Annotated in this window: 19 protein-coding genes; 11 read left to right on the top strand and 8 right to left on the bottom strand. The window is 56.0% G+C overall.

The window, feature by feature from the left end; all coding sequences use genetic code 11:
- Window positions 1-61: 61 nt before the first annotated feature.
- The 10 genes from G9X64_RS34710 to G9X64_RS34665 all read left to right on the top strand — a co-directional run bounded on the left by G9X64_RS34710 (window position 62) and on the right by G9X64_RS34665 (window position 9698).
- Window positions 62-1564 (top strand): lipopolysaccharide biosynthesis protein, encoded by a 1503-nt coding sequence (locus tag G9X64_RS34710; RefSeq protein ID WP_168309377.1) that lies wholly within the window; start codon window positions 62-64, stop codon window positions 1562-1564.
- 30 nt (window positions 1565-1594) lie between these two features.
- Entirely contained in the window at window positions 1595-2626 is a 1032-nt protein-coding gene (locus G9X64_RS34705; protein WP_168309376.1) for a polysaccharide pyruvyl transferase family protein, read from the top strand.
- A 12-nt stretch (window positions 2627-2638) separates the two neighbouring features.
- Window positions 2639-3460, top strand: a complete 822-nt coding sequence (locus G9X64_RS34700) for a glycosyltransferase family protein (protein ID WP_168309375.1) — start codon at window positions 2639-2641, stop codon at window positions 3458-3460.
- 83 nt (window positions 3461-3543) lie between these two features.
- Entirely contained in the window at window positions 3544-4488 is a 945-nt protein-coding gene (locus G9X64_RS34695; RefSeq protein WP_168309374.1) for a glycosyltransferase family 2 protein, read from the top strand.
- Between the two features lie 171 nt (window positions 4489-4659).
- Window positions 4660-5628 (top strand): glycosyltransferase, encoded by a 969-nt coding sequence (locus tag G9X64_RS34690; RefSeq protein ID WP_168309373.1) that lies wholly within the window; start codon window positions 4660-4662, stop codon window positions 5626-5628.
- A 91-nt stretch (window positions 5629-5719) separates the two neighbouring features.
- Window positions 5720-6694 (top strand): glycosyltransferase family 2 protein, encoded by a 975-nt coding sequence (locus tag G9X64_RS34685; protein WP_168309372.1) that lies wholly within the window; start codon window positions 5720-5722, stop codon window positions 6692-6694.
- Entirely contained in the window at window positions 6691-7575 is an 885-nt protein-coding gene (locus G9X64_RS34680; RefSeq protein ID WP_168309371.1) for a glycosyltransferase family 2 protein, read from the top strand. The genes G9X64_RS34685 and G9X64_RS34680 overlap by 4 nt, the downstream gene beginning before the upstream one ends.
- Window positions 7572-8555, top strand: coding sequence for a glycosyltransferase family 2 protein (locus G9X64_RS34675; protein ID WP_168309370.1), 984 nt, complete (start codon window positions 7572-7574; stop codon window positions 8553-8555). The genes G9X64_RS34680 and G9X64_RS34675 overlap by 4 nt, the downstream gene beginning before the upstream one ends.
- Window positions 8556-8766: 211 nt before the next feature.
- Window positions 8767-9225, top strand: a complete 459-nt coding sequence (locus G9X64_RS34670) for a glycosyltransferase family protein (RefSeq protein ID WP_168309369.1) — start codon at window positions 8767-8769, stop codon at window positions 9223-9225.
- Window positions 9222-9698 carry a glycosyltransferase gene (locus tag G9X64_RS34665; RefSeq protein ID WP_168309368.1) on the top strand — a complete coding sequence of 159 codons (477 nt, stop codon included), beginning with the start codon at window positions 9222-9224 and terminating at the stop codon, window positions 9696-9698. Before G9X64_RS34670 ends, G9X64_RS34665 begins: the two co-directional genes overlap by 4 nt.
- Window positions 9699-9741: 43 nt before the next feature.
- Here G9X64_RS34665 and G9X64_RS34660 read toward each other — a convergent pair whose 3' ends face one another.
- The 4 genes from G9X64_RS34660 to G9X64_RS34645 form a co-directional block, all read right to left on the bottom strand.
- A complete protein-coding gene (locus tag G9X64_RS34660; RefSeq protein WP_168309480.1) occupies window positions 9742-10437 on the bottom strand; it encodes an SGNH/GDSL hydrolase family protein in 696 nt (231 codons plus the stop codon).
- A gap of 149 nt (window positions 10438-10586) precedes the next feature.
- Window positions 10587-11894: an HlyD family type I secretion periplasmic adaptor subunit gene (locus G9X64_RS34655; protein WP_168309367.1), complete on the bottom strand. Its 1308-nt coding sequence runs from the start codon at window positions 11892-11894 to the stop codon at window positions 10587-10589.
- 15 nt (window positions 11895-11909) lie between these two features.
- On the bottom strand, window positions 11910-13676 hold the full coding sequence (locus G9X64_RS34650) for a type I secretion system permease/ATPase (protein WP_065280971.1): 1767 nt from the start codon (window positions 13674-13676) through the stop codon (window positions 11910-11912).
- A gap of 431 nt (window positions 13677-14107) precedes the next feature.
- Window positions 14108-15721 carry a right-handed parallel beta-helix repeat-containing protein gene (locus G9X64_RS34645; RefSeq protein WP_168309366.1) on the bottom strand — a complete coding sequence of 538 codons (1614 nt, stop codon included), beginning with the start codon at window positions 15719-15721 and terminating at the stop codon, window positions 14108-14110.
- 691 nt (window positions 15722-16412) lie between these two features.
- Between G9X64_RS34645 and rapA2 the strand changes: the two genes are divergently transcribed.
- Window positions 16413-17108 carry a calcium-binding lectin RapA2 gene (gene rapA2, locus G9X64_RS34640; protein ID WP_025395616.1) on the top strand — a complete coding sequence of 232 codons (696 nt, stop codon included), beginning with the start codon at window positions 16413-16415 and terminating at the stop codon, window positions 17106-17108.
- 140 nt (window positions 17109-17248) lie between these two features.
- On the opposite strand, the gene G9X64_RS34635 is transcribed toward rapA2, so the two are convergent.
- The 4 genes from G9X64_RS34635 to G9X64_RS34620 all read right to left on the bottom strand — a co-directional run bounded on the left by G9X64_RS34635 (window position 17249) and on the right by G9X64_RS34620 (window position 22277).
- Entirely contained in the window at window positions 17249-17953 is a 705-nt protein-coding gene (locus G9X64_RS34635) for a hypothetical protein (RefSeq protein ID WP_168309365.1), read from the bottom strand.
- Window positions 17953-20229, bottom strand: a complete 2277-nt coding sequence (locus G9X64_RS34630; RefSeq protein ID WP_168309364.1) for a polysaccharide biosynthesis tyrosine autokinase — start codon at window positions 20227-20229, stop codon at window positions 17953-17955. The genes G9X64_RS34635 and G9X64_RS34630 overlap by 1 nt, the downstream gene beginning before the upstream one ends.
- A gap of 51 nt (window positions 20230-20280) precedes the next feature.
- Window positions 20281-20991, bottom strand: coding sequence for a sugar transporter (locus G9X64_RS34625; RefSeq protein ID WP_168309363.1), 711 nt, complete (start codon window positions 20989-20991; stop codon window positions 20281-20283).
- Window positions 20992-21065: 74 nt separating this feature from the next.
- Window positions 21066-22277, bottom strand: a complete 1212-nt coding sequence (locus tag G9X64_RS34620) for a polysaccharide biosynthesis/export family protein (RefSeq protein ID WP_168309362.1) — start codon at window positions 22275-22277, stop codon at window positions 21066-21068.
- Between the last annotated feature and the right edge of the window lie 222 nt (window positions 22278-22499).

Genomic DNA, 22499 nt, shown 5'->3' with positions numbered 1-22499 from the left:
CGGGATGGGCGCGCAACCCGCTTGGATGGTCGATGTCGTCGACCTCAGGAGCCGTTCGCCCATGAGCAGTGTTACAGATCGACTGATTCAGGGCAGCATATGGCTGAGTCTGTCCCGAGCCATCGTCAACGGGCTTTCAGCACTCAGCACCTTTGTGCTCGCCTGGTATCTCGTGCCGGCTGATTTTGGTCTCGTCGCCATTGCAACGACGATCCAGATCATCTTGAGTTCGGTGACCGAACTCTCGCTCAATCAGGCACTTATTCGCCACGAGTCGCCCAGCGAAACTCACTTCAGCGCGGTCTGGACCTTGAACGTGACGAGAAGCGCGATATTGGCACTGTTGTTTGCCGCCGCGTCCTATCCGATCGCCGAATTCTATAACGAGCCTCGGCTGACGAGCGTCATGCTTGCCTTGAGTTTCAGCCTGCTCTTGAGCGGTCTGGCCAATCCGCGACGTGTCATGCTCCAGCGCGATCTGATCTTCTGGCAGGAGTTCGTACTCAACGTCTCGCAAAAGCTAGTCGGCTTCGTGGTGACGGTGGCAATTGCCGCGATCTACCAGAGCTATTGGGCTCTCGTTATAGGCACCCTCGCCTATCAAGTGACCAATATCATCGTTTCCTACACCGTTCTGCCGTTCTGGCCGCGAATAACCTTCCGGCATGCACGTGAACTGTTTTCCTTCTCGCTCTGGCTAACGGCAGGGCAGATTGTCAACACGCTGAACTGGCGGATCGAATATCTGCTGATCGGCAAGATGCTGGGCGCCACGCAGCTTGGCCATTATACTGTCGGCAACACCCTTTCGACGCTGCCGACGCGCGAGGCCACAGCGCCGTTGAACCAGACGATTTATCCGGGCTTTTCCAAAGTCCGCAACGACCCGGTCCGGCTGATCGCGGCCTATCAGCGCGCACAGGCGCTCCTGGCGGCGGTGGCGCTTCCGGCGGGAATCGGCATGGCTGTTGTGGCTGATCCGATGATGCGGCTTGCCTTGGGAGAGAAGTGGGTTCCTGCGATCTTCATCGTGCAGGCGCTCGCATCGGTCTTTGCCCTGCAGACGCTGGGTTCGCTTGTCCAGCCGCTGGGTATGGCAAAGGGTCATACCAAGATGCTGTTTATCCGCGACTCGCAGATGCTGGTGGTTCGCGTTCCCATCATCATCGCTGGTCTCATGATGGCCGGGCTTCCGGGCGTCGTTTATGCACGTGTGTTGACGGGCCTGATTTCCACCGTGGTCAACATGCTTCTCGTCAAGCGCTTGATCAACCTGCCATTCTTCCAGCAGCTCGCGGCCAACTTCCGCGCGCTTGCCAGCGTCGCCTTGATGGCCGCCGGCGTCTGGGGATTGTCGAATATTCTCAGCATGCCCACCGACAAGCTGCACTTAGCACTTCATCTCGCCGTTCTGGTTATCACCGGCGGCATCATCTATGTCGGATCGAGCTTTGTTCTTTGGCTTGCGATGAAGAAGCCGGACGGCCCGGAAACCGAAGTTCACCGCATTATTGTCAAGTTCCTGTCAAAAGCAAAACGTATTGCCGTACCCAAGTCGGCCTGAAGCTAAACGAACATCAACAAGAGAGGCAGAATGACCAGCCAATCCAGATCGGAGCTGATCGCAAAACTTAATGGCATGATCCATGATTGCCTGAAGGACTATGTCTCGCGCGACGAACCGCTTGCGATTCTCGACTTTCCCGACATCCGCAATTGCGGCGACTCGGCAATTTGGTTGGGGGAGATGGCTTATCTCAAGGATCGCTTCGGCAAGCGCCCGGACTATGTTTCCAGGCTGTACGACTTCTCCGCCGACGAACTGAACCGGCGGGTACCGACCGGCCCGATCTTCATTCACGGCGGCGGCAATTTCGGCGATATCTGGGTTGCCCACCAGGATTTCCGTGAAGCCATCATGGAGCGTTTCCCGGATCGGCAGATCATCCAGTTCCCGCAGTCGATCCACTACAGTTCGCCTGAGCGCATCGAGCAATCCAAACGGGCAATCGGGCGCCACAAGAATTTCGTGCTGCTCGTGCGCGATGAAGAATCGAAGGAGTTTTCCGAGAAGCACTTCGACTGCACCGTACGACTATGCCCCGATATGGCTTTTGCCATCGGCCCGCTTCCGGAAAGGGCGACACAGATTCCCGTCCTCGCCATGTTGCGCGAGGACGCGGAACGGGTTGGCGGCACCGATCGCAAGATTCCTTCCGATATTCCTGTGGAAGACTGGATTACCGAGTCGAAACGGAAGGTGGATATCGCCAAGAAGTTGGGGGTAGCTTCGGCTTATCTCGCGTTGAAGCCGAGCGAAGTTGCCTTGCGCAGGCTGGACGCTGCGGCACACAACCGCTTCGAGCGCGGCATCAGCCAGATTTCGCGTGCCCGCGCAATCGTGACCGATCGCCTACACGTCCATATCTGCTCGCTGCTGCTCGGCCGCCCGCATGCCGTACTGGACAACAGCTATGGAAAGATCCGCCGCTTCATGAATGCATTCTCCGGCGGAACCGACCTTTCATATAAAGCAACCTCGCTCGAGGACGGAATCGAGTGGGCGCGTGGTCAGGCGGCCAAGGGGCGTGTCGATCAAAAAGAAGCTGTGAGCTTGCGGGCTTAAGGGGGTCCTTCGATGCCACTTGTCACCTTCATTATCCCGGTCCGACATCAGGACAATGCCCGCGACTGGAACAGGCTGAAGGCAAATCTGACCCAGACCGTGGCCTCTATTTCCAACCAGACCAATGGGGACTGGCGCGGAATCATCGTCGCAAACGAAGGGGCCGACCTGCCCGACTTGCCGGAGAAATTCTCCGCCGTGCGTGTCACCTTTCCGCCCAACGACCTGCATGAGCTCGGGAAGGGCAGCAAGGAAGACTTCCTTGATGCCTTCCGGGCAGACAAAGGCCGTCGCGTTCTGAGTGGCATGCTGAACGCCACCGACAGTCGCTTCTTCATGATTGTCGATGACGACGATTTCGTCAGTTCGCGAATCGTTCAACACGTGTCCGAAAATCGGGACGCCAACGGATGGACGATCGACCATGGTTATATCTGGGACGATGGCGGCAACTTCCTGTTTGGCCACGACGACTTCAGCCATCTCTGCGGCACCTCATTGATCATTCGTGCCGATCTCTACGAACTGCCGCAACGCTTTGAGGATGCTTCGCTCGACTGGATCAAGTCGATGCTGGGCAGCCATGTCCGCATAGCGGATATTCTTGCGCAACGGGGAGCGCCGCTCACGAAGCTTCCCTTTCGCGGGGCGGTCTATCGGGTCGCCCACGGGGGATCGCATAGTCAGGCACCGAGCCTGCTGCGACAGTATTTCCTGAACCGCGGCGTACTCACCAAACCGCGGCGGTGGTTGCGCAATCTTCGTAAGCTGAGGATGGTCGGCGAGGGTCACAGGCGCGAGTTTTTCGGTAAGACGCGGTCGAACCCCGCGTAAGCGCCGATCCCATTCGAACATCGCACAGGCAGTCAAAATATGAAGCGTTTCTCTTTCGACTTCACCAAGAGGGTTGATAACTGATGTCGGATCTATTGGTCAGCGTGCTCTTTTCATCCTACAATGGCGCCAGCCGCCGGCTGCGCCATACTTTAGATTCCTTGGTGCGCCAGGAGCTTCCCCATGATCGGTGGGAACTGATAGCCGTCGACAACAATAGCAATGACGGCACGTTTGATCTTTTGGAAACCTATAGCGACAAGCTTCCCATCACCATCCTGCAACAGCGCAAGCCGGGAAAGTCCGGCGCGCTGAATATGGCCTTGGATCGGGTGAAGGGGGATCTCGTCGTCTTTACGGACGACGATGTTCGTGCCGAACCGAACTGGCTGAAAGCGATCGTCGACTGCGCCGGAACCCATCCGAGTTATGGCGTCTTCGGCGGCAGAATCGTCCCTGAATGGGAGAAAGAACCAAAAGACAGGTTTATCGAATGGATTCCGATGGGATCCACCTTTGCGATAGTCGATGACACCCAAAGCGGACCGTGCGACCCGACGAAAGTCTGGGGCCCGAATACGATCGTCCGGCGAGAGCTGCTCGGAACAAGCGTGCGCTACCGCGAAGATATCGGTCCTCTTCCCGGAAAGATTTTTGCCATGGGTGAAGATGCGGAAATCATCATTCGCCTGGCGGCCAATGGCGCCAAGTCCTATCGATGCGCCGAGGCCGTGGTCCATCATTGGATTCCGGCATCGAGCGTGACGGAGGATTGGGTGCAGAAAAGAGGCGAGCGGCTTGGCTACGGCATGCCGGCGCTCTTTCCCGACGAGGTGCCTGGGGGGGTGAGGTTAAGCGGAGTTCCGCTTCCGACCTGGATCGAGAGCGCACAATGGGCCTTCCGGGCAGCAATGCTTTATCTCCTGCCGCGATCGAAGAAACGTTTCTGGGCGATCTGGAAATATTATTACATGCGTGGCTATCGCGCCGGAATTCGCCGATACGTTTCTCAGACGATGACGCAGTAATCGATTGCATAGGAGGCAGTAATTTGAAACTCTCGGTACTCATCAAAAATTTATGGCAGTATTTGCGCCCACGCATCGACAGCGTTCTATCGCAGGTCCAAGACATCGGTAAAGGCGTGACCCAAACTGCACAGGGAAGCGACCCGGCCGAAATGAGGTCCGGAGCATCACATGAGCAAAGTCAAGGTTACAATACTGTTCTCAACTTATAACGGCGAGAAGACTCTGCCAACGATGCTTGACGCACTGTGCGCTTCAACCCTACCGAAGGAAGAATGGAAAATCGTTGCGGTCGACAACAACAGCAGCGACGACACTGCAGCAGTCTTGAATTCCTATAAGGAGCGGCTTCCGCTGGAAGTTTATTTTGAGCCAAAACAAGGTAAGCAGTACGCATTGACTTTGGGCTTCCGCCATCTGGAGGGCGAACTCGTCATTTTAACCGATGACGACGTCATTCCCGCGCCGGATTGGATCGAGCAGTTTCTCACCTTGGCAGATGAGCAGCCACAGTTTGCCATATTCGGCGGCTTAATCACGCCCGAATGGGAGGAAAGGCCTGCACCGTGGTTAGTCAAGCATGGGCATCTGGGGATTCTTTATGCGCTAAATGGCGGTCTACCCGAGGGGCCGATTTCAGCGGCATTGATATCGGGGCCGAATTCGGCCTTCCGTCGTTCCATTTTAGGATCCAGCTATATCGTTCACGACGGCCTCGGCCCCGATGCCAGTGTCGCTCAGTTCCCCATGGGTGAGGACACTGCTTTCGCTCTCAGGTTGGAGAAGAATGGAGCCAAGGCTTTTCACTCGCGGCATCCCGGGGTTCGGCACATTGTCAGGAAGGGCTACGTGAACGAAGGCTGGGTTTTGCGGCGCGGCGAGCGTTATGGCATGGGCTTGGTTATCGTTCGGCCGGACCTCTTCGACAGAAAAACGAAAATTGGCGGTCTGCCCATCGCTAGCGCCTTGAGATGGCTTCTGATGGTGCCAGCCAGCGTCGTCGTCAAGAGATTTCCGCCAAGCGGCGTTCGCTTCAAATTGCTCTGGGCGCAGTCGGTGAGACAGGGGATCCTGCGCCAATTTCTCAAGCAGCGATCTACCATGAATAAAACGATCTACTCTCAGGTCGGTGCCAAATGACAAAAGTACTAAACCGCGGCATCGACAGGAAGTGCTCCAGCTGCGGAGGCAGCGGGCAGGATTTTCGCACGTCAGGAGGCGAGTGGGTTTGATGACGGATCCGAGAATTAGTGTCATCTTTTCGTCCTTCAACGGCGCCAGCAGACGGCTTCAACAGATGATGGATTCGATGTTGGGGCAAAACCTTCCAGTCGAACAATGGGAACTGATTGCCGTCAACAACAACAGTAAAGACGGAACACGGGAGCTTCTCGATCAATATGCAAAAAAGCTTCCAATTGTTGTTGTTAATCATACCCGCCCAGGCAAATCAGGAGCTATGAACGCAGCTCTTGCGATAGCTCGAGGAGCGCTGATCGTTTTTACGGACGACGACGTCGAGGCAGATGCGCACTGGTTGAGTTCGATCGCTGCATGCGCGGAGGCGAACCCGGATTTCGGCGTTATCGGCGGCCGAATTCTTCCAAATTGGGAGCATTATCCCCATGGGGATCCGCTGTTGGACTGGATTCCCATGGGATCAACCTTCGCCATATCCGACCAGGAATCCAGTGGCCCATGCGACCCGACAAAAATTTGGGGTCCGAACACGACCGTGCGTCGCGAATTGCTTGGCAGCAATGTTCGATTCCGCGAAGATATCGGGCCGCTTCCAGGAGGTCTTTTCGCGATGGGAGAGGATACGGAAATTGTCAGCCGCCTATCCCGAAGCGGCGTGAAAACCTATCGGTGCGCCGAGGCCATTGTTCATCATTGGATTCCAGCCTCTAGCGTCACAGAGGCTTGGGTACAGAAGCGTGGAGAACGTCTTGGCTATGGAATGCCAGCGCTCTTCGCCGAGGACATTCCAAGAGGTATAAGGATGGGGGGAATCCCCTTAAGAACCTGGATCGAGAGCGCCAACTGGGCGGTTCGGGCAGCCCTCCTTTATCCGTTGCCGCGATCAAAGAAGCGATTCTGGGCTATCTGGAAGTACTATTACATGCGTGGCTACCGCGCCGGACTTCGCCGATACGCACCGGCAGTAAATCATTCTGGTCGACTAGCGCAGGAGGTCGTGCATTGAAATTATCGGTGCTTATCAACAATTTCAATTACGGCCAGTATTTGCGCCCATGCATCGACAGTGTTCTGTCCCAGGTCTATCCGGACTTCGAGGTGATCGTGGTCGACGATGGCTCCACCGATGATTCCCAAGAGATTCTTGCTTCCTATGGCGAGCGGATCCTGACCGTATTGAAGGAAAATGGCGGCCAGGCATCGAGCTTCAATGCCGGTTTTGCGGCCGCAGGCGGCGATATCCTTTTTCTCCTCGATGCCGATGATGCGTTTCTGCCCGGCAAACTCGCGCGCATCGCCGAGATCTACGATCGCAACGAGATCGACTGGTGCTTCGACCGCGTGACGACCAATGAAGACGACCAGCCTCCCGCGGAGCTGCAGGTGACGCTGTTCGACAAGCGGGATACGCTCCGCAAAGGCGGCTTTCCCTCGCTTCCGGTGCCGACCTCCGGCTTGAGCTTCCGCCGCGAGCTGCTGTCCCAGATCCTGCCAATGTCTGTCGCGAAAGACGTCGTCCTCAGCGACAATTACATCAAGTTTGCAGCCGCCTATCTGGGTCGCGGCGCCATCGTCGAAACACCGCTGACCTTTCAACGCATTCATGCCTCGAACCGCTACACGGGCACAAGCAGGGCAAAAACACTGCGCCCGCGGATCATGATCGCGACAGGATTGGAACTGGCACGTCGCTATGATGGGCTGCATGCGCTCGGCAAGAGCCTTGTAGCCGGTGGCATTGCCGAAACGACATCGCTCCTGAAGCTGAGGAGCGAAGCTCGCAATACTGTAGCCGGCGGCCCGTTCGGCGATGCCGCCGCGACCGAAGTTGCCTTGATGGCGGCGCGCAAGCGTTTAGGAAATATGCTGCGGAGAGGACAGTCATGAATCAGCAAGAAACTTTTCCGCATTCATCCGCCGGCGCCGATCAGGCAGCTGCTTCGCCGTTGAACATTGCCGTCGGTGTGCTGACTTATCGGCGTCTGGACGGGATCGCCAAGCTGCTTGACGTCATGACCCGCCAGATCCGGCATCCGGACCGTCCCTATCATCTCACCATGGTGATCGTGGACAATGATGCGGCTGGCAGCGCAAAGGCCACGGTGGAGGGCTTTGGCCAGACAGGCGCCTACGACCTGATCTACGTCATCGAACAAAACCAGGGCATACCCTTTGCACGCAATCGTGCACTGGATTCGGCACCTCCAGGCACTGACCTCTTCTGCTTTCTCGACGATGACGAATGGCCGGTCGACGGCTGGCTGGATGCGATGCTGGAGACCCGGGAGAAAAACCGTGCCGATTGCGTCTACGGTCCCGTCCAACCGGTCTATCCGGAAAACCCACCGGAATATTTCATCAAGGCAAGAGTGTTCGAGCGTAAGAAGAACACCGACGGTCAACGTATTTCCTATGCAGCCTCGAACAACGTCATGTTCGACTATCCCCTGATCCGCTCCTGGAACCTGCGTTTTGAAGAGAAGATGCGATTCACCGGGGGCACGGACTACCTCTTCTTCAACCAGGCCATCCGCCGTGGTATGCAGGTTTTCTGGGCTGACAAGGCACTCGTCTACGATATCGTGCCTGCGAACCGGATGACCTGGAAATGGGTGTTGCAAAGACAATACCGGCTCGGCAATACCTTCGCAGTCAGCGAGGTCCTGCACGGCAACCTGAAGCGCCGGATCTACCGAGCGGCCTATGGCGCCACGAGAGTCATGCTTGGGCTGGTCATGCTGCCGGCGATCCTGATTTCGCCCTATTGGGGCATGCGTGCCCTCACCCATGTTCTGCGCGGCGCGGGCATGGTTAACGGGATTCTCGGACATGCATACCAGGAGTACAAACCCAATGCCGCTCACTGATATCATTTGCGCGGGCGCGCTCGGATGAGATTTGGCCGTTATTCTGTTTCAGACGAAAACATCATGCGTAATTGCCGGTTTATAAACTTCACGGCTTCAACCAACCGGGCGAAAAATGCTACACTTCCGCTGAACTATCGTGACACAACCGCTGCGCGAACAAATCGGTTTTTCGCTCTTATCGTCGGTCAAATATAGGAGATGCCTGTCTATGACTGAGAAGAAATTGAAGGTTCTCGCAGCCTCGTCAGGAGGCGGCCATTGGGAGCAGCTGATGGCTATGCGCAGCGCGTTCGAAGGCTGCGATATCGTCTTTGCAACGACCATCCCGGGCCTGCTTGCCAAATACGACATTCGTGACGGTCTGGTGCTTCCCGATTGCAGTCGCGACTCGATTACCATGTCGATCCGGTGCTTTTTCACCGCCTTCTCCATCGTCATCAAGCACAGGCCCGACGTCATCATCTCGACCGGTGCCGCACCCGGGCTTTTTTGCCTAGTGGCCGGCAAATTGACGGGCAAGCGGACGATCTGGATCGATAGCGTCGCCAATGTCGAGAAGCTGTCTCTATCGGGTAAACTGGCCGGGCATATTGCGACACTCTGGCTGACGCAATGGCAACATCTGTCGAGGCCGGATGGCCCCCATTACGCAGGAGCTGTCCTTTGATCCTTGTCACCGTCGGAACGCAGCTGCCGTTTGATCGCCTCGTCAAGGCTGTCGACACCTTCGCAAACGAACTGTCGAAACCGGTTCTGGCGCAGATCGGCAAGGGCACCTACACGCCACAGAATATGAAATGGATCAAGAATATCGAGCCCAAAGACTTTGATAACGTCTTTCGCGATGCAAGTGTCATCGTCTCTCATGCGGGAATTGGCACTGTGCTTACGGCCAAGCGTTTTGGGAAGCCGATCATTCTCGTTCCCCGGCAGGCGGCTCTCGGCGAGCACCGAAACGATCATCAGCTCGCCACGGTAAGCCAGCTCGTGGGCCGGCCGGGCATCTATGTCGCGCACACAGATGACGATCTCCGGAACTATCTGCTCGAAGAGCTGGATAGCCCATCTCACGAAGATTCGTCGGAAGCCGGTCGGGCTTCACTGGTCACCTACCTGAAAAACTATATTGCGACAGTCTGAGCCCTGAGAGCGGTCATAGACTCTGACGCTTACGAGCGAATTTTCATTCTCCGCAATTGTTGCCGGCGATACGTTTAACGAGCTCAGGCGCGATGATTTTGGAGGCTATGTCGGGCAGAGGATGCACGCCATCAGGAATTGCCTTGGCCAGATCATCCGGCGTCAGACGCTCCCAGTTGGGCCGGTGGTCGACAAACTCCAGACCACGTTTTTGCGCCTCCGCCTGATGTGCCGAGATGTAGCTGTCGACAAAGGGGCGGATGAGCCCACGTAGTCCCGAAAACGGATTCATGCCCATGACGATGATCCGCGCTTGCGGCAGGCGCTGCCGGAGCTGGTCGAGGATGTCGCCGATATTCTTTCGGCTTTGCGCAAGCGAAACGAACCGATGCAATGTCGCATCATTGGCGTAGAGCTCAATCAGGATGATATCCGGCTGCTCGGCAACGACGCGATCAATCTGGGTCAGAGCCCATAGTGACGTTTCACCGCTTTTTGCAACGCTCTCGACCTTCACCGACTTCTGCACGCAAGCTGCAAGCTCTGTCTCAAGGGCAGGCTGCCATCCTCCGCGGGCCGTCAAGGATGTTCCGAAGGCCACTATTTTCAGCGGCTGAGGACTATCGGCATAGCCGTTTTTGACCGCTGAAAGCATCACCAGACACGCCAAAAACAGAACCAGTCCATAAGCCGGTCGCCTCTCAGTCGGCAACGCTTGCCAAAGCTGCAAACATATCATGAGAAGACCTTGCAGCAGACTTGAGACAATTTCGTGAAATGGACGCTCATGCCTGTTCGAGCAAGCCGAAGTCATCCAATCTCATCCTGGCGGGTGACAACGGCTGCTTCGAAACGTCGGTGCTCCTAATGACGCGAAACAGCCGCCAATCACTCCTGGCGAAATACGTGCTGCATCTGATCGGTCAGCGGCTTCGTCAGATAGGATATCACGGTCCGATCGCCGATCTTGATGAAGACCTCCGCCGGCATGCCGGGATAGAGTTTTATTGTCTTCAATTTGGCGATGCTCTCAGCTTTCGGCTTGACGCGCAATGGATAGTAGCTGATGCCCGTGCGCTCGTCCTTGACGATATCGGGCGCGATCGAGGTAATCTCCCCGCTCACATCAGGCGTCGTGCGTTGATCGAAAGCGCTGAAACGCACGTCGACGGACTGGCCAACGTGAACCTGGTCAATATCGCGGGTGGCGACTTTCGCCTCGACCGTAAGCTCGTTATTTTCGGGAACGACGAGCATCAACGTCTGACCAGGATCAATGACACCGTTGACGGTGTGAACCGAAAGTTCGTGAACTCGCCCAGTCAACGGTGCGGTAATGTCAAGACGGTGCAGCTGATCGAGTGCGGTTCCGCGGCGCTCTTCATATTCGGCGATCTGCGCCTCGACGTCGGTCAGGTCCTTTGCAATCTCCGAACGACGATCCTCATCCAGCTGGATCGACTGGCGATCGATCTCGATTGCCTTGCCCTCGGCTTCTGCCTTAGCTGCGATCTCCTGGCCGCTGTTGCCCTGGAGATCGGCGCGGGCGCGCTTGAGCGTGTTCAAACGCTGAAGCGTGACGAGCCCCTTCTTGTAGAGCGTATCAATGCCCTCAAGCTCCTGTTCGATCAAGGCCAAGGCATCGTTGGTGGCATTGATCTGAACGACCAATCCCTTTACCTGCTCGCCCAGTTGATCCTTGCGCGATGCCAACTGGCTCTTCATTCCGATAAGTGCCGTCCTGCGGCTGTCGAACAACTTTTGCTCGCCATCAAGAAGCTTCTCGGCGGAGGTGCTGGATGTCAGATCCCTGATGTTTTCCTCGACCTCGAACGAATCGGCCCCGATTCGTTCCGCCTTCAGACGGGCGCGGCGCGCATAAAGCTGAGCCAGGGTGCTTTCGACAATCGAGAGATTCGCTCTCGTCGTTGTCCCATCGAGCCGTATCAGCACCTGCCCTGCCGTCACATGGTCGTTTTCGGAAACCAGCAACTCCGACACGATACCACCTGTCAGGTGCTGGACCTTCTTGACATCGCCGTCGACGACGATCACGCCCTCACCGATGACAGCGCTCGAAAGCTCTGTCGTCGCCGCCCAACCGCCAATGCCGCAAACGAGGGCTATCGACAACACACCGACAACGGCAACATGCCGATTAAGGGAGCGCTTGGATTCACTGATAACTTTGCTCACAATCTTCCCTCTGGCCTATTCGGCCGCATTCATGCCGTCGACCACGACTTTAAGCTGAGCCACGCGCTCGGCAATCGGCGTGCGCGCCGCTTCCGGCCGGCTGACTCTCGCCAGAACTTCTTCTTTGGGACCGAACGCGATCATGCGGCCGTCCTGCATCATCAGCACGAAGTCGCAGACGGCCAGAACGCCGGATCGATGTGCGATGACGACCACAATGCCGCCCCGCGCCCGCACGCTCATGATCGCGGCACTCAGCGCCCGCTCGCCTTCTTCATCGAGATTGGAGTTTGGCTCGTCGAGCACGACGAGGAATGGCTCGCCGTAAAGCGCTCTTGCCAGCGCGATACGCTGTCTCTGGCCAGCCGAAAGCGCAGCACCGCCTTCGCCGATTTCGGTTTCGTAACCATTCGGCAGACGCAGGATGAGATCGTGAACACGCGCCGCTCTCGCCGCGGCAACCACCTTCTCAGGCGACATTTCCTTCGCAAAACGGCAGATATTCTGCGCAACGGTTCCCGAGAAAAGCTCTACATCCTGCGGGAGATAACCGATATGCCGGCCAAGTGCGTCGCCGTCCCACTGGTCGAGTGCTGCGCCATCCAGACGAATAGATCCTCTGACGGTCGGCCAGATACCCATCATCGCCCGTGCCAACGACGACTTACCCGAGGCACTGTAACCAATGACCCCAAGCGCGCTCCCTGCCCGTAAGCCGAAGCTGACATCGGAAATGACCAGGCGCTGACCTGCCGGCGGCCCGCTCGCCAGTCCTTCGACAGTGACTTGCTTGGTAGGAGCCGCGAGCGCAAGAGGGGCCGGAATCTCAGGAATGGTTTTCAGCAGGCTCGAAAGCCGCGCCCAACTCTGCTGAGCAGAAACGAAACCACGCCAATTCCCTATCGCCGCTTCGACAGGCGCCAGGGCGCGCGAGGTTAATATCGAGCCGGCGATGATAATGCCCGAAGAGGCCTGCCCCTGAATGACCAGGATCGCGCCGGTCGCGAGCGTTCCCGATTGCAAAGCAATACGGAAAATCTTCGACAAGGTCGCATATCCATTGCCGATATCCGATGCCTGCCGGGTGATCGTCCGGTATTCACTGTTCTTGCGATCCCAGATTTCGGCCATCGTGCCTGCCATGCCCATGGCGTGGATGACCTCGGAGTTGCGGATCGAGGTCTGCGCGAAGGCATTTCGCATATTGGCGGAGTCAGATTGCTTTTTTGAGAGCGTACGCGTTCCCTGATTGGTCATGAACGTCAGGATGGCGAGAACCAGCGCTCCACCAATCGCGATATATCCGATCGCCGGATGAAAGAGGAAGCAGATCACGATATAGAACGGCAACCATGGCAGATCGAACATCGCTGTCGGACCCTGGCCGGACAGGAAGGTTCTGATCTGGTCGAAGTCGCGCAACGGCTGAAGCCCGTCGCCGCCGATTTTGACCTTCAACGGAGCCTTGATCAGCGCGCGGAACACGCGCCCGTTCACCATCTCGTCAAGCGCTCCGGCAACACGCACCAGCATCCTGCTTCGCAGAACCTCGAACGCTCCTTGAAACGTGTAAAGCATCAACGCAAGTATTGCCAGGACAGCCAGAGAAGGTATGCTTTTGCTGGGAATGACCCGATCATACACCTCAAGCATAAAAAATGAACTTGTAAGGTATAGGATGTTGATAAGCGCGCTTGCTATTCCAATGAAAACAAGCCCCCCCTTGCATTTCTTTAATGCTTTGGATGGCTCGCTGACATCGGCTGCTGAACTCTGAAACACGAAGTAATCCCTCTCTTACCGCATCGCACGAAAGCAAATATGCCGGCGCACACTCCAGCTCCGGGTCCATCACGCCCGATCAATGACACGACTGCCTTGGACCCCCGACACCGCCGGACCCGCTTGCAAGCCCACGACCTATTACATGAATCCAACCAAAAAGTGACCAAAAATTCCAATTTATAACGAGCGGCTTCAGGGATTCTGACTTGACGCTACGCTAAATATACCAACCTAAGCAAGTGAAAATCGCAAATTTCCCAACAACGGCGCAGAGGGATGAACGTATCGCGCGCATATTAGCGACGTTTACTGGGGCGTTAACTACAAATTCAATCTATAGTTCATTTTTCCTATGAACGGCGACACCCCTTCATCATCAAGCTTTCAAGTGCTGAACAGCGGGCCGTCGCTCTCTAGTTTGGCGTGATTCAAACCAGCAGGTGCGACGCTTGGCTGCTATGGAACGCGTCCACATTGATATACACGCCGAGCGAGTCGGTATCGATGTGAGAAGCGCCGTCAGAAATTTTATATTGGAAGGATTCGCTGACCTTCCCGCTGAGACCGGCGATTTTCACCGCATCGACCGTATAGGTGTAATCACCATCGCTCTGCACATGGATGACCCCGTATTTCCCGGTCAGCGTCAGGCCATGCTTATCCACGGCACTGTCACCGAAGCGACGAAGCAGCACGGTTCCATTGATTGCGCTATCGTTTTCAAGGAGATTGCCATGATAGGCGCTGCCCGTATCCGTGGAGATTTTCAGGCTGTCATGGGCTGCAACAATCCTGGGAACGGCGACGGTGGGTGCGGTCGGAACGTGCACTTCGTCCGCGGGCGCCGGAGTGCTTGTCTGCGTCGGTGTTGACGGTTCGACAGGCGGCTCCACAACCGGCGTGGTAGGCGTCTCACTGTTCGACGGGGTGTCGTCGCCACTCGTGGCGTCGAGTTCGGCCTGCGCTTGCTCCAGGGTCTTATTGTCGTTGATCAAGAAGGTGCTCTGGAGGGCAATTGCGACGGGCATCGTCAACGTCGACACCGCGCTGTCGATGATATTTTCATGGAAAGATCCCGATGCAGGCCTGTCGACCTTCAGCGCCGAGGACGACAGGTCGTCAAAAACATTACCATAAATATCGATATCGGTGCGTGCATAACTGGGATAACCTGCAGCGCTGATCGACACGCCCCAGACGCCGTCGTGAATATAGTTTCCACTGATATCGTAATTTGTCGCATTGCCTTGATCGCCAAGGCCGATACCGTAGGACCAACTATAGCCGCCGTATCCCGAGATGTCGTTGTCGTGAATGGCGATATTCGTGCCCGCATTGGCACCTATCCCGAAACCGCCGCCGATCACGGTGTTGTCCTCGACTGCTGCATTTACAGCCCGAACAAGCACCAGGACGCCTTTTGCGCTGTTGGTCTCCGTCTGCTCTAGGTGGTTACCCTTGATAAGGATATTGCTGCTGTCGTTCAACTGAACGGCGTCTGCCGCAGCGCCCTGGCTGTTGATGACCAGATTATTAACGATGGTAACGCCAACCACTTTATCCATCCAGATGCCGTCTCCATTTACCCCGGAAATCTTGCTGTTCTCGATGGTAATGTTCTGGCTGCTCTGGAAATTGACGGAACCGGGCTTGCCGGCAAGTCCGGTATTTTCGACCTCGACGTTGCGGACGGTCCAGTTGGAGACATTTCCCGCATATATCGCCGCACCGCCGGTATCAGCAATCTTGATGTTCTCCACGATGATGTTTGAAGCCTTCGAGCCGTGGATGCCGTCATTGCTGCTGTGAATAATCGGCGCATCGCCAACGCCGTAACTGCCAATTGTAATCGGAGAGCTGACAGTGCCGGAGTATTTCAGGTCGAATTGCTCGTTAAACACGCTTCCGGCGGCAAGCAGCACGCTGTCTCCCGGCTTTAGCCTCAAGGATTCGACAGCGGAAAGTGTCGCGAAAGCCGATTGCTCGCTCACTCCACTGTTCTGATTGGATCCTGTTGCGGAATTTACATAATAGACGGTCACGCCTGTGATCTCCCAAAGATACTGGAAAATCTTTTACCCGCAGACCTCTCTCTGCCTGCTAAAATGGAACACTAAAATGCGTTCTATCTCACGATAATTCTTACGCTCACCACAAAACATCTTCGTTTATCAAATATTTTGCACTGCAACAAAAATTTCGTCGCACAGTTACGACGATGTTACCCAATATCTCTAGTGCAAATAAGATTATTCTCCACGCATCGCATATTATTTTACGCCAATTGCGCTTCGAGAGAAACATTACTTGATAAACAAATGTTACAAAATCATGACATCAGTTACTTCGTCGAAAAGCAGACGCCGGTGCGGGAACCGAAGCAAGACTGAGATTTCAAGCTGTAGCCCGTAGTGATTGTATCAACATCTCATCTGAGGATAAGCACCTCCGCGTATTCTTATAAATTGCTGCTGAATAAACATTTCTTCTCCTCCGAAGAAACATAAGTCCGAATCTACCATTTGGTATTTTCACTTATTATTAACGCAATAATTACCATGCGTTTCATCGCCTTATGCGTGTCACAGGTGTGTCATTATTGTACAATACACCCGAAAATGTTCACTTGCTGTTAATTGCACCCTTGACTCTCTGTATTAAGATATCCTTAATCGACCAGCTCGCTAAAGGTCAGAATTGACCTAGCAAAGAACAATCCGAGGAGAGACAGTAATGGCTATTCATGCAACAGATGATAGTGCAACATTCCTGGAAACCGACGCTATTTCCGGAAATCTGCTGGCGAACGATACATCCGATGGGAACTTGTTCCTTCGTTTCTTCGATCAGCAGGGCGTTGGCTCCAAGCAAGGCAACAGCCAGGTCACCGAGATCCAGGGCGATTACGGCACCTTCTTCGTTAAGCCGGACGGCAGCTATACCTACGTTCTGAGCGACGCTGCCAAAGTCGGCTTCACCAACGGTGAATTGCTCCAGGAGAAGGTCTCGTACAAGATCTCTGATGGTGCCGGTCACACCGATGTCGGCCTATTCACCCTGAATATTCAGGGCGTAAGCCAGGTAAAGCCGATCGCTGTCGACGACAACTACAGCTTCACCGAAGGCGACGCCATCAGCGGCAACGCCCTGGACAACGACATTGCCGGCGACAATGGCCACCTCTTCCTCCGCCTATTCGGCACCACGACCGTAAACGGCGACCCGAGCGCAACAACCGACGTCGCCGGTACGTATGGTACGTTCCATGTAAAAGCGGATGGATCATTCACCTATGATCTGACAGCAGATATCGCTCCGGGGGACCAGGTCACAGAGACCATCCAGTTCTACAAGATCTCCGACGGAGAAGGCCACACCGACGCCGGCGTTCTGACACTCAACATCACTGGCGCGGACGCAGAAGTCTGATCATCAATCGCCAATCAAAATGCAACGCCCGCCGCGCAGACCGCGGGCGTTGTTTTATGCAAGTTGAATTCGGCCAAGTGAAAGAGCCGTAGCCTGTCAGCCAAAAGCTTGGAACTTTCTCTAAGAACCAGCCTCGATGATTACTTGCTGCAGCGCTGTCGGAACCGCGCCGTCGCGGCCTCTCCGACGTTTGTCCAGCTGCGATCGAAGATCGGGCGGAGCTGTGGGCTGATCTCTCTTATCGTGGCATTGACCCTGCAACGATCGCCCCGTTTCAGCATGGTCATGAGATCGCTGTCGAGCGCGCTTTTCGCCGCGACAAGTGTTGCATCAGTGAAATCGTTCCAGAAATAAAATCGCGTCAGGATCATCACCTGGTCGTACGGCGCAAGCGCAACCGAACGCTTCATCATTCCCGCGATCGAGGCCGGCTCTTCCGCAATTGTCGACTGCACGGCCGCAAGACGAAGCCAAAAATTGCTGTTCGTCGGCATACACGAAAGCGCATGCCGCAGATACTGGCGCGCACTCGATGCTGCCGCGGCCCAGCCGTCGTAATTGACATTGACATTCTGCCGATCGAGTTGCGCCAGAACGAGGGTTACACCAGCAGCCACGATGTCGGATCGACAATAGTGTCCGCCAACGACGTCGACACTGCGCGACGCATATTTGGTCACGACATCATCCGCAACGGTTTCGCCACGCTCGATCCTTTCGGCGACGATCGAGATGCTGGCCGTTCTTATCGAAGCGTAGAGCTCTCGACCAGCCAGCATCACCAAGACAACGGTGACGATAACAAAGGTGACCCTGGTAATCGAAGCGGACTGACTGCGGAACATCAGCTTTCGGTATAGTATCGCGAGTAACGCTTATAGTAATATTCGCTCGAACCGAATGTCCGGTAGAGTTTCATCTGCGACGGGTCGACCTTGGTCAAGATAGTACCGACGCATTTCGCATAGAGTTCCGGCTCGGACAGCAGGGTCGACTGCACGACCTTACGCGATGTCTTTCCCCACTCGATAACGAAAACCACCGCATCGAGCTTCGAATTGATAGCGCGCGCATCCACAACCGGCGCCAAGGGCGGCAGGTCGACGATAATATAGTCGAAGCTTTGACGCGCCGTTTCAAGAAGCTGATCCATGCCGCGTGACGCGAGTAGCTCCGACGAATGCGGAACACGATATCGTGCCACCGTCGGCAAAAATGCGAGCTTTGTTTTTGGATCCAGAAGGATCAGATCCTTGAGCGGACGGCTGTCGACGATCGCCTCGAGCAAGCCGGCCTCGGCATGGCGGCCGATCGCCCGGGTGGCACCGGGATTGCGCATATCGCCATCGATAAGCAGGCAACGCGCACCCTGCATTGCCAGGAGCTTGGCAAAATTGATGGATGTCGTCGACTTCCCCTCGCCGGGCAAGCTCGAAACGACGCCAATGACCTTGCAGCGCTGATCGGCAGCACTGAGGTCGATGGCAATCTTGGCGCTTCGAAGCGTCTCGGCAAATGCCGAGAGCGGATGCTCCTCGACATAGGTCGTCGTCTTCCCGCCCCTGGCGATGCTTCGTGGATTGCTTGGATCAACAAGCGTCGGATCGTCGACGTTGTTTTCAATCAGCGGCATGACACCGAGAGACTCGACATCGAGCACATCCCGGACATCATCGCCGGTGCGGAAGAACCGATCCCTGAATTCGCGGAATGCAGCAATACCACATCCAAATGCACATCCCACGAACATCGCGAAAGCAACGACGAGAGCTCTCTTCGGAGCACTCGGCTTCGTCGGCGTCTCCGCCGTCGTGATGATGCGGGCAGCGGTAATCGGAAAGCTCTGCTGTTGAATTGCTTCCTGGTAGCGTGTCAGGAAGCTCTGATAGAGATTCTTATAGGTATCGCGCGTGCGCTCGAGTTCACGAAGCTGCACCTGCGTTTCGCCAGCCGTTGCGGCAACGCCCGTCGCCTGTGTCACACTGTCGCGCAAAGAGTTTTCCCGCGATTTCGCGACCTGCAGCTCGCTTTGGTAGCTCTCGGCGATGCGGTTCAACTCATCGAACATGAGCCTTTTATATTCTTCCATTTCCGCACGAAGCCGAACCGCCTGGACGTGATCGGGGCCGAGCCGCGCCTCGATTTCTGTCTCGAGCTTGGAAGCCTCCAGATACTTCTTGCGCAGGTCGTTGGAAATGGAGCTATCGAGCACGTCCGTGACGATCGCATCGGTCTGCTTGGCGTCGATGATCGACTTGACGCGCGCATATCTTGCCTCGGCCTTCGCCGTCTCGGCCTGCGCATTGATCAATTGGGTATTGATCTCGGAAAGCTGCTGCTCGCTGATCAGTGTACCTGACCCGGCCTCGACAAGCCCATGCTCGCCGCGGAATTTCTGAACAGCAAGGTCGGTGTCCAACGCCTGCTGCCGGAGCTCTTCGATACGCTCCTGCAGCCACTGGCCGGCCCGACGTGTCGCCTCGTATTTCGAATTGAGCTTGTCGACGAGATAGACGTCGGCGATGGCAGCCGCGATATCACGCGCCAGATCGGGCGACTGCGCGGTATAGCTGACATCAAGGACATAGGAGCGACCGACGCGTTCGACGTCGATGTTGCCCGCGACGGTCTCCGCAGCGCTTCGCCGCTTCCTTTCAGGATCGGGTGCGACGGCTGCATCATCGGCAAACCATGACCGAAAATTCACGAAGGATTTCAACGTTGAAACAGAGAAAAGCGAGCTTTTCGGTGCCGTGAACACCGGATTGTCGACGAGCTTCAGTTTATCGACAACAGCATAGGCGATGGTGTCGGACTTCAAAAGCTCGACCTGACTGAGGACAGTACCTTCGTCGTCGTCCATCTGGCCGAAAGCCGCCAGCTGGTTGATCACCTGACTATCGCTGCGGTCGATCAGCACGCTCGTGTCGGCGGTGTAGACAGGCACCGAAGTCAGGACATACACAATGCCGAGAATGGCGAAGGCAAAACCGCACGCCGCAACCATCCGCCACTGTCGCCGGGCGATTGCGATGAGCTTGTCGAAATCGATGAAATCAGCATCATTTCCGGTATCGCGGGAGGGGTCGATACGCGGCGTAAGTTTATCTGGCGATAGCAATTTCGATCTCCAACAAAGGCGTCAAGTGCTAAGATCTAAGGGCAATTCCAGCTATTGTATGACCGGGACACTCTGACTCGTCGACTCCGTCGGATCGGTAGACGACTGCCCTCCCGCTCCGGTGCTGAATATTGTCGTTGAAGTCGACGATGAATCATCCGAACCAGCATTCGAAACCTTCAGCGTACCCGCTGTTGTCGTAGCGCCGTCGAACGGCGTACCATCGTCCGCTCCAGGCCCGGTTTGCCCAACTTGTCCGTCATTACCGATGCCGGATGCGGCGGCGGCGGCACTTGCACCCGGGCCGAGCGCCGCGGTCCCGCCTTCGGCAAGGACCTTTGCAAAGGCTGCAAGCAGCGGCGCCAGGTTCGGATTGGCGCTCGCCGCCTCGGCAACAGCCTTTTCGATCGCCAGCTTGAATTGCGGATCCGTCACCTGGCAGCTGTTTGCGGCCCGTCCGAGACCGGAGCCGATAGCCGCCATCTGTGCGGCACTGGCCTTCTTGGCCTGCTCGATCACAGGCAACAACGTATCATTGCTGCTTCCAACCAGCGCGCGAACACGCGATGACAAAACCAACGGGTCGGACATGTCGAGCAGAACGGCCGGGCTAGCCGTAAATCCGCTGACATCGACGGAAGTCAGATTTGCCGGACCCAAACAAGCTGCCGCAAAAGCGCTTGAATTCATTCCGGCAGACATCGCGACGACAATTCCGCTATATGCAAGCTTACGATAAACACCTGACCTTGCCACAACCATAGTCCTTCACCAAGTCCGCTATATAGGCTGGCGGCATTGATCATCCGCAATCGATGCCTGCCCGCCTATCGCAATCAATTTCCAAGATCTTGTACCGCGTTACGGGTATCATTCGCATCGTCGGCCACTCCGGAAACAGTGGATGATACCGAGTTCACGATGTCAAGGAACTTGACCAGTTCGACAGAGTCCGAATTGGAAATATAGATAATATCCTTGTCTTCCATTTTGAATTGCTGAACAGCAAACAAGGTCGCCGGGTCGCGCATATTCGCGCGAATGATCACCGGAACCATTTCACCCGCAAATCTTGTCGTATCCACGTGCATCGCTTGAACCGTTTTCTTCGGCACAAGACGATAGAGCAGGACCTGAGCCGGATCGGCGCGGTCGTCGCGCAGTCCGCCCGCCTTGGCGATTGCCTCTCCAAGGGTCAGATCAGACTCCTCGAAATCGAAGCGGCCACTGACGCCTGCGGCGCCGAGCGCAAGATATGTGCGACGCTCATGATCGATCGAGATCGTATCGTCCGGCGCAACATAGATATTTTCGGCAGGGTTCTTCAACAGCGTAGTGTAGGCGACGGTTGCCGTCTTGCCGCGGCGCTGCAGCGTCACATTCGTTTCGATATTGTTGGTCGTCAAACCGCCCGCGGCGGAAATGATATCAAGAACACGCTCACCGGCCGGGCTGATCTGGACGCGCTGAGGATTGTTGACATCACCGAGCACAGCAACCTGACTGGAGCGGCTTGTCGTTGTCGTGATCACCACCTGCGGCTCGATCGCGCGGCTCGCCAGGCGATCCTCGACGTCCTGCTCCACGGTCTCCTTCAGGCGACCGGCAGCCGGAACCCGACCCGCGTAGGGAATTGTGATCGTCCCGTTTCTATCGATGGTCTGCTCTGGCAGCGAGATGTAATTGCCCGGTCGGCTACCTGCATCGGACGGAATGAAGAGGCCGCCCGACTGAGCTTCGAAGATGGCAACTTGGACGACGTCGCCGTAACCGAGGGGAATTTCAGGCGCCCCGCCCCGACCACCACCAAACCCTTTAAACGAGGTCGGCTGGGGAGCGGTAAAATACGACAGCACGTTCTTGCTGAGATCGACAAGGGCGTAATCGATACCGACGCGACGTTCCTTTGTTGTCACTTTCACCGCTGCATCTCGATCAACGTCTTTGTGATCGGGACCGGATCTTGGCAACGACGTGCAGCTTGCCAATATAGTCGTTAGCGCTACAACAATGGCGACGCGTGTACTACCGATACGAGAACAACCCATAGAATACCCTGCGTTTACGCCCCTGAAGCTACTGCCCCGCGATCTGACAAAATACAAGACAATCCCCGATCAATAACACTGAAAGCCGATTAACATTCCCCTAACTGTGGCAGGCTGGCAACGCCCAGCCTTTTAGGAAGCGAAAAACGACTTCGGTCCGACTTTTTTGCGTCGCAACAATCCGAAGGCTGGACCCGCTATAAAATTTCTAGGGTTTCAGAG

It is taken from the genome of Rhizobium sophorae (assembly GCF_013087515.1).
Classification (GTDB): domain Bacteria; phylum Pseudomonadota; class Alphaproteobacteria; order Rhizobiales; family Rhizobiaceae; genus Rhizobium; species Rhizobium sophorae.
Note: the sequence above shows the minus strand (reverse complement) of the source record. Positions and strands in the feature narration are given on the sequence as shown.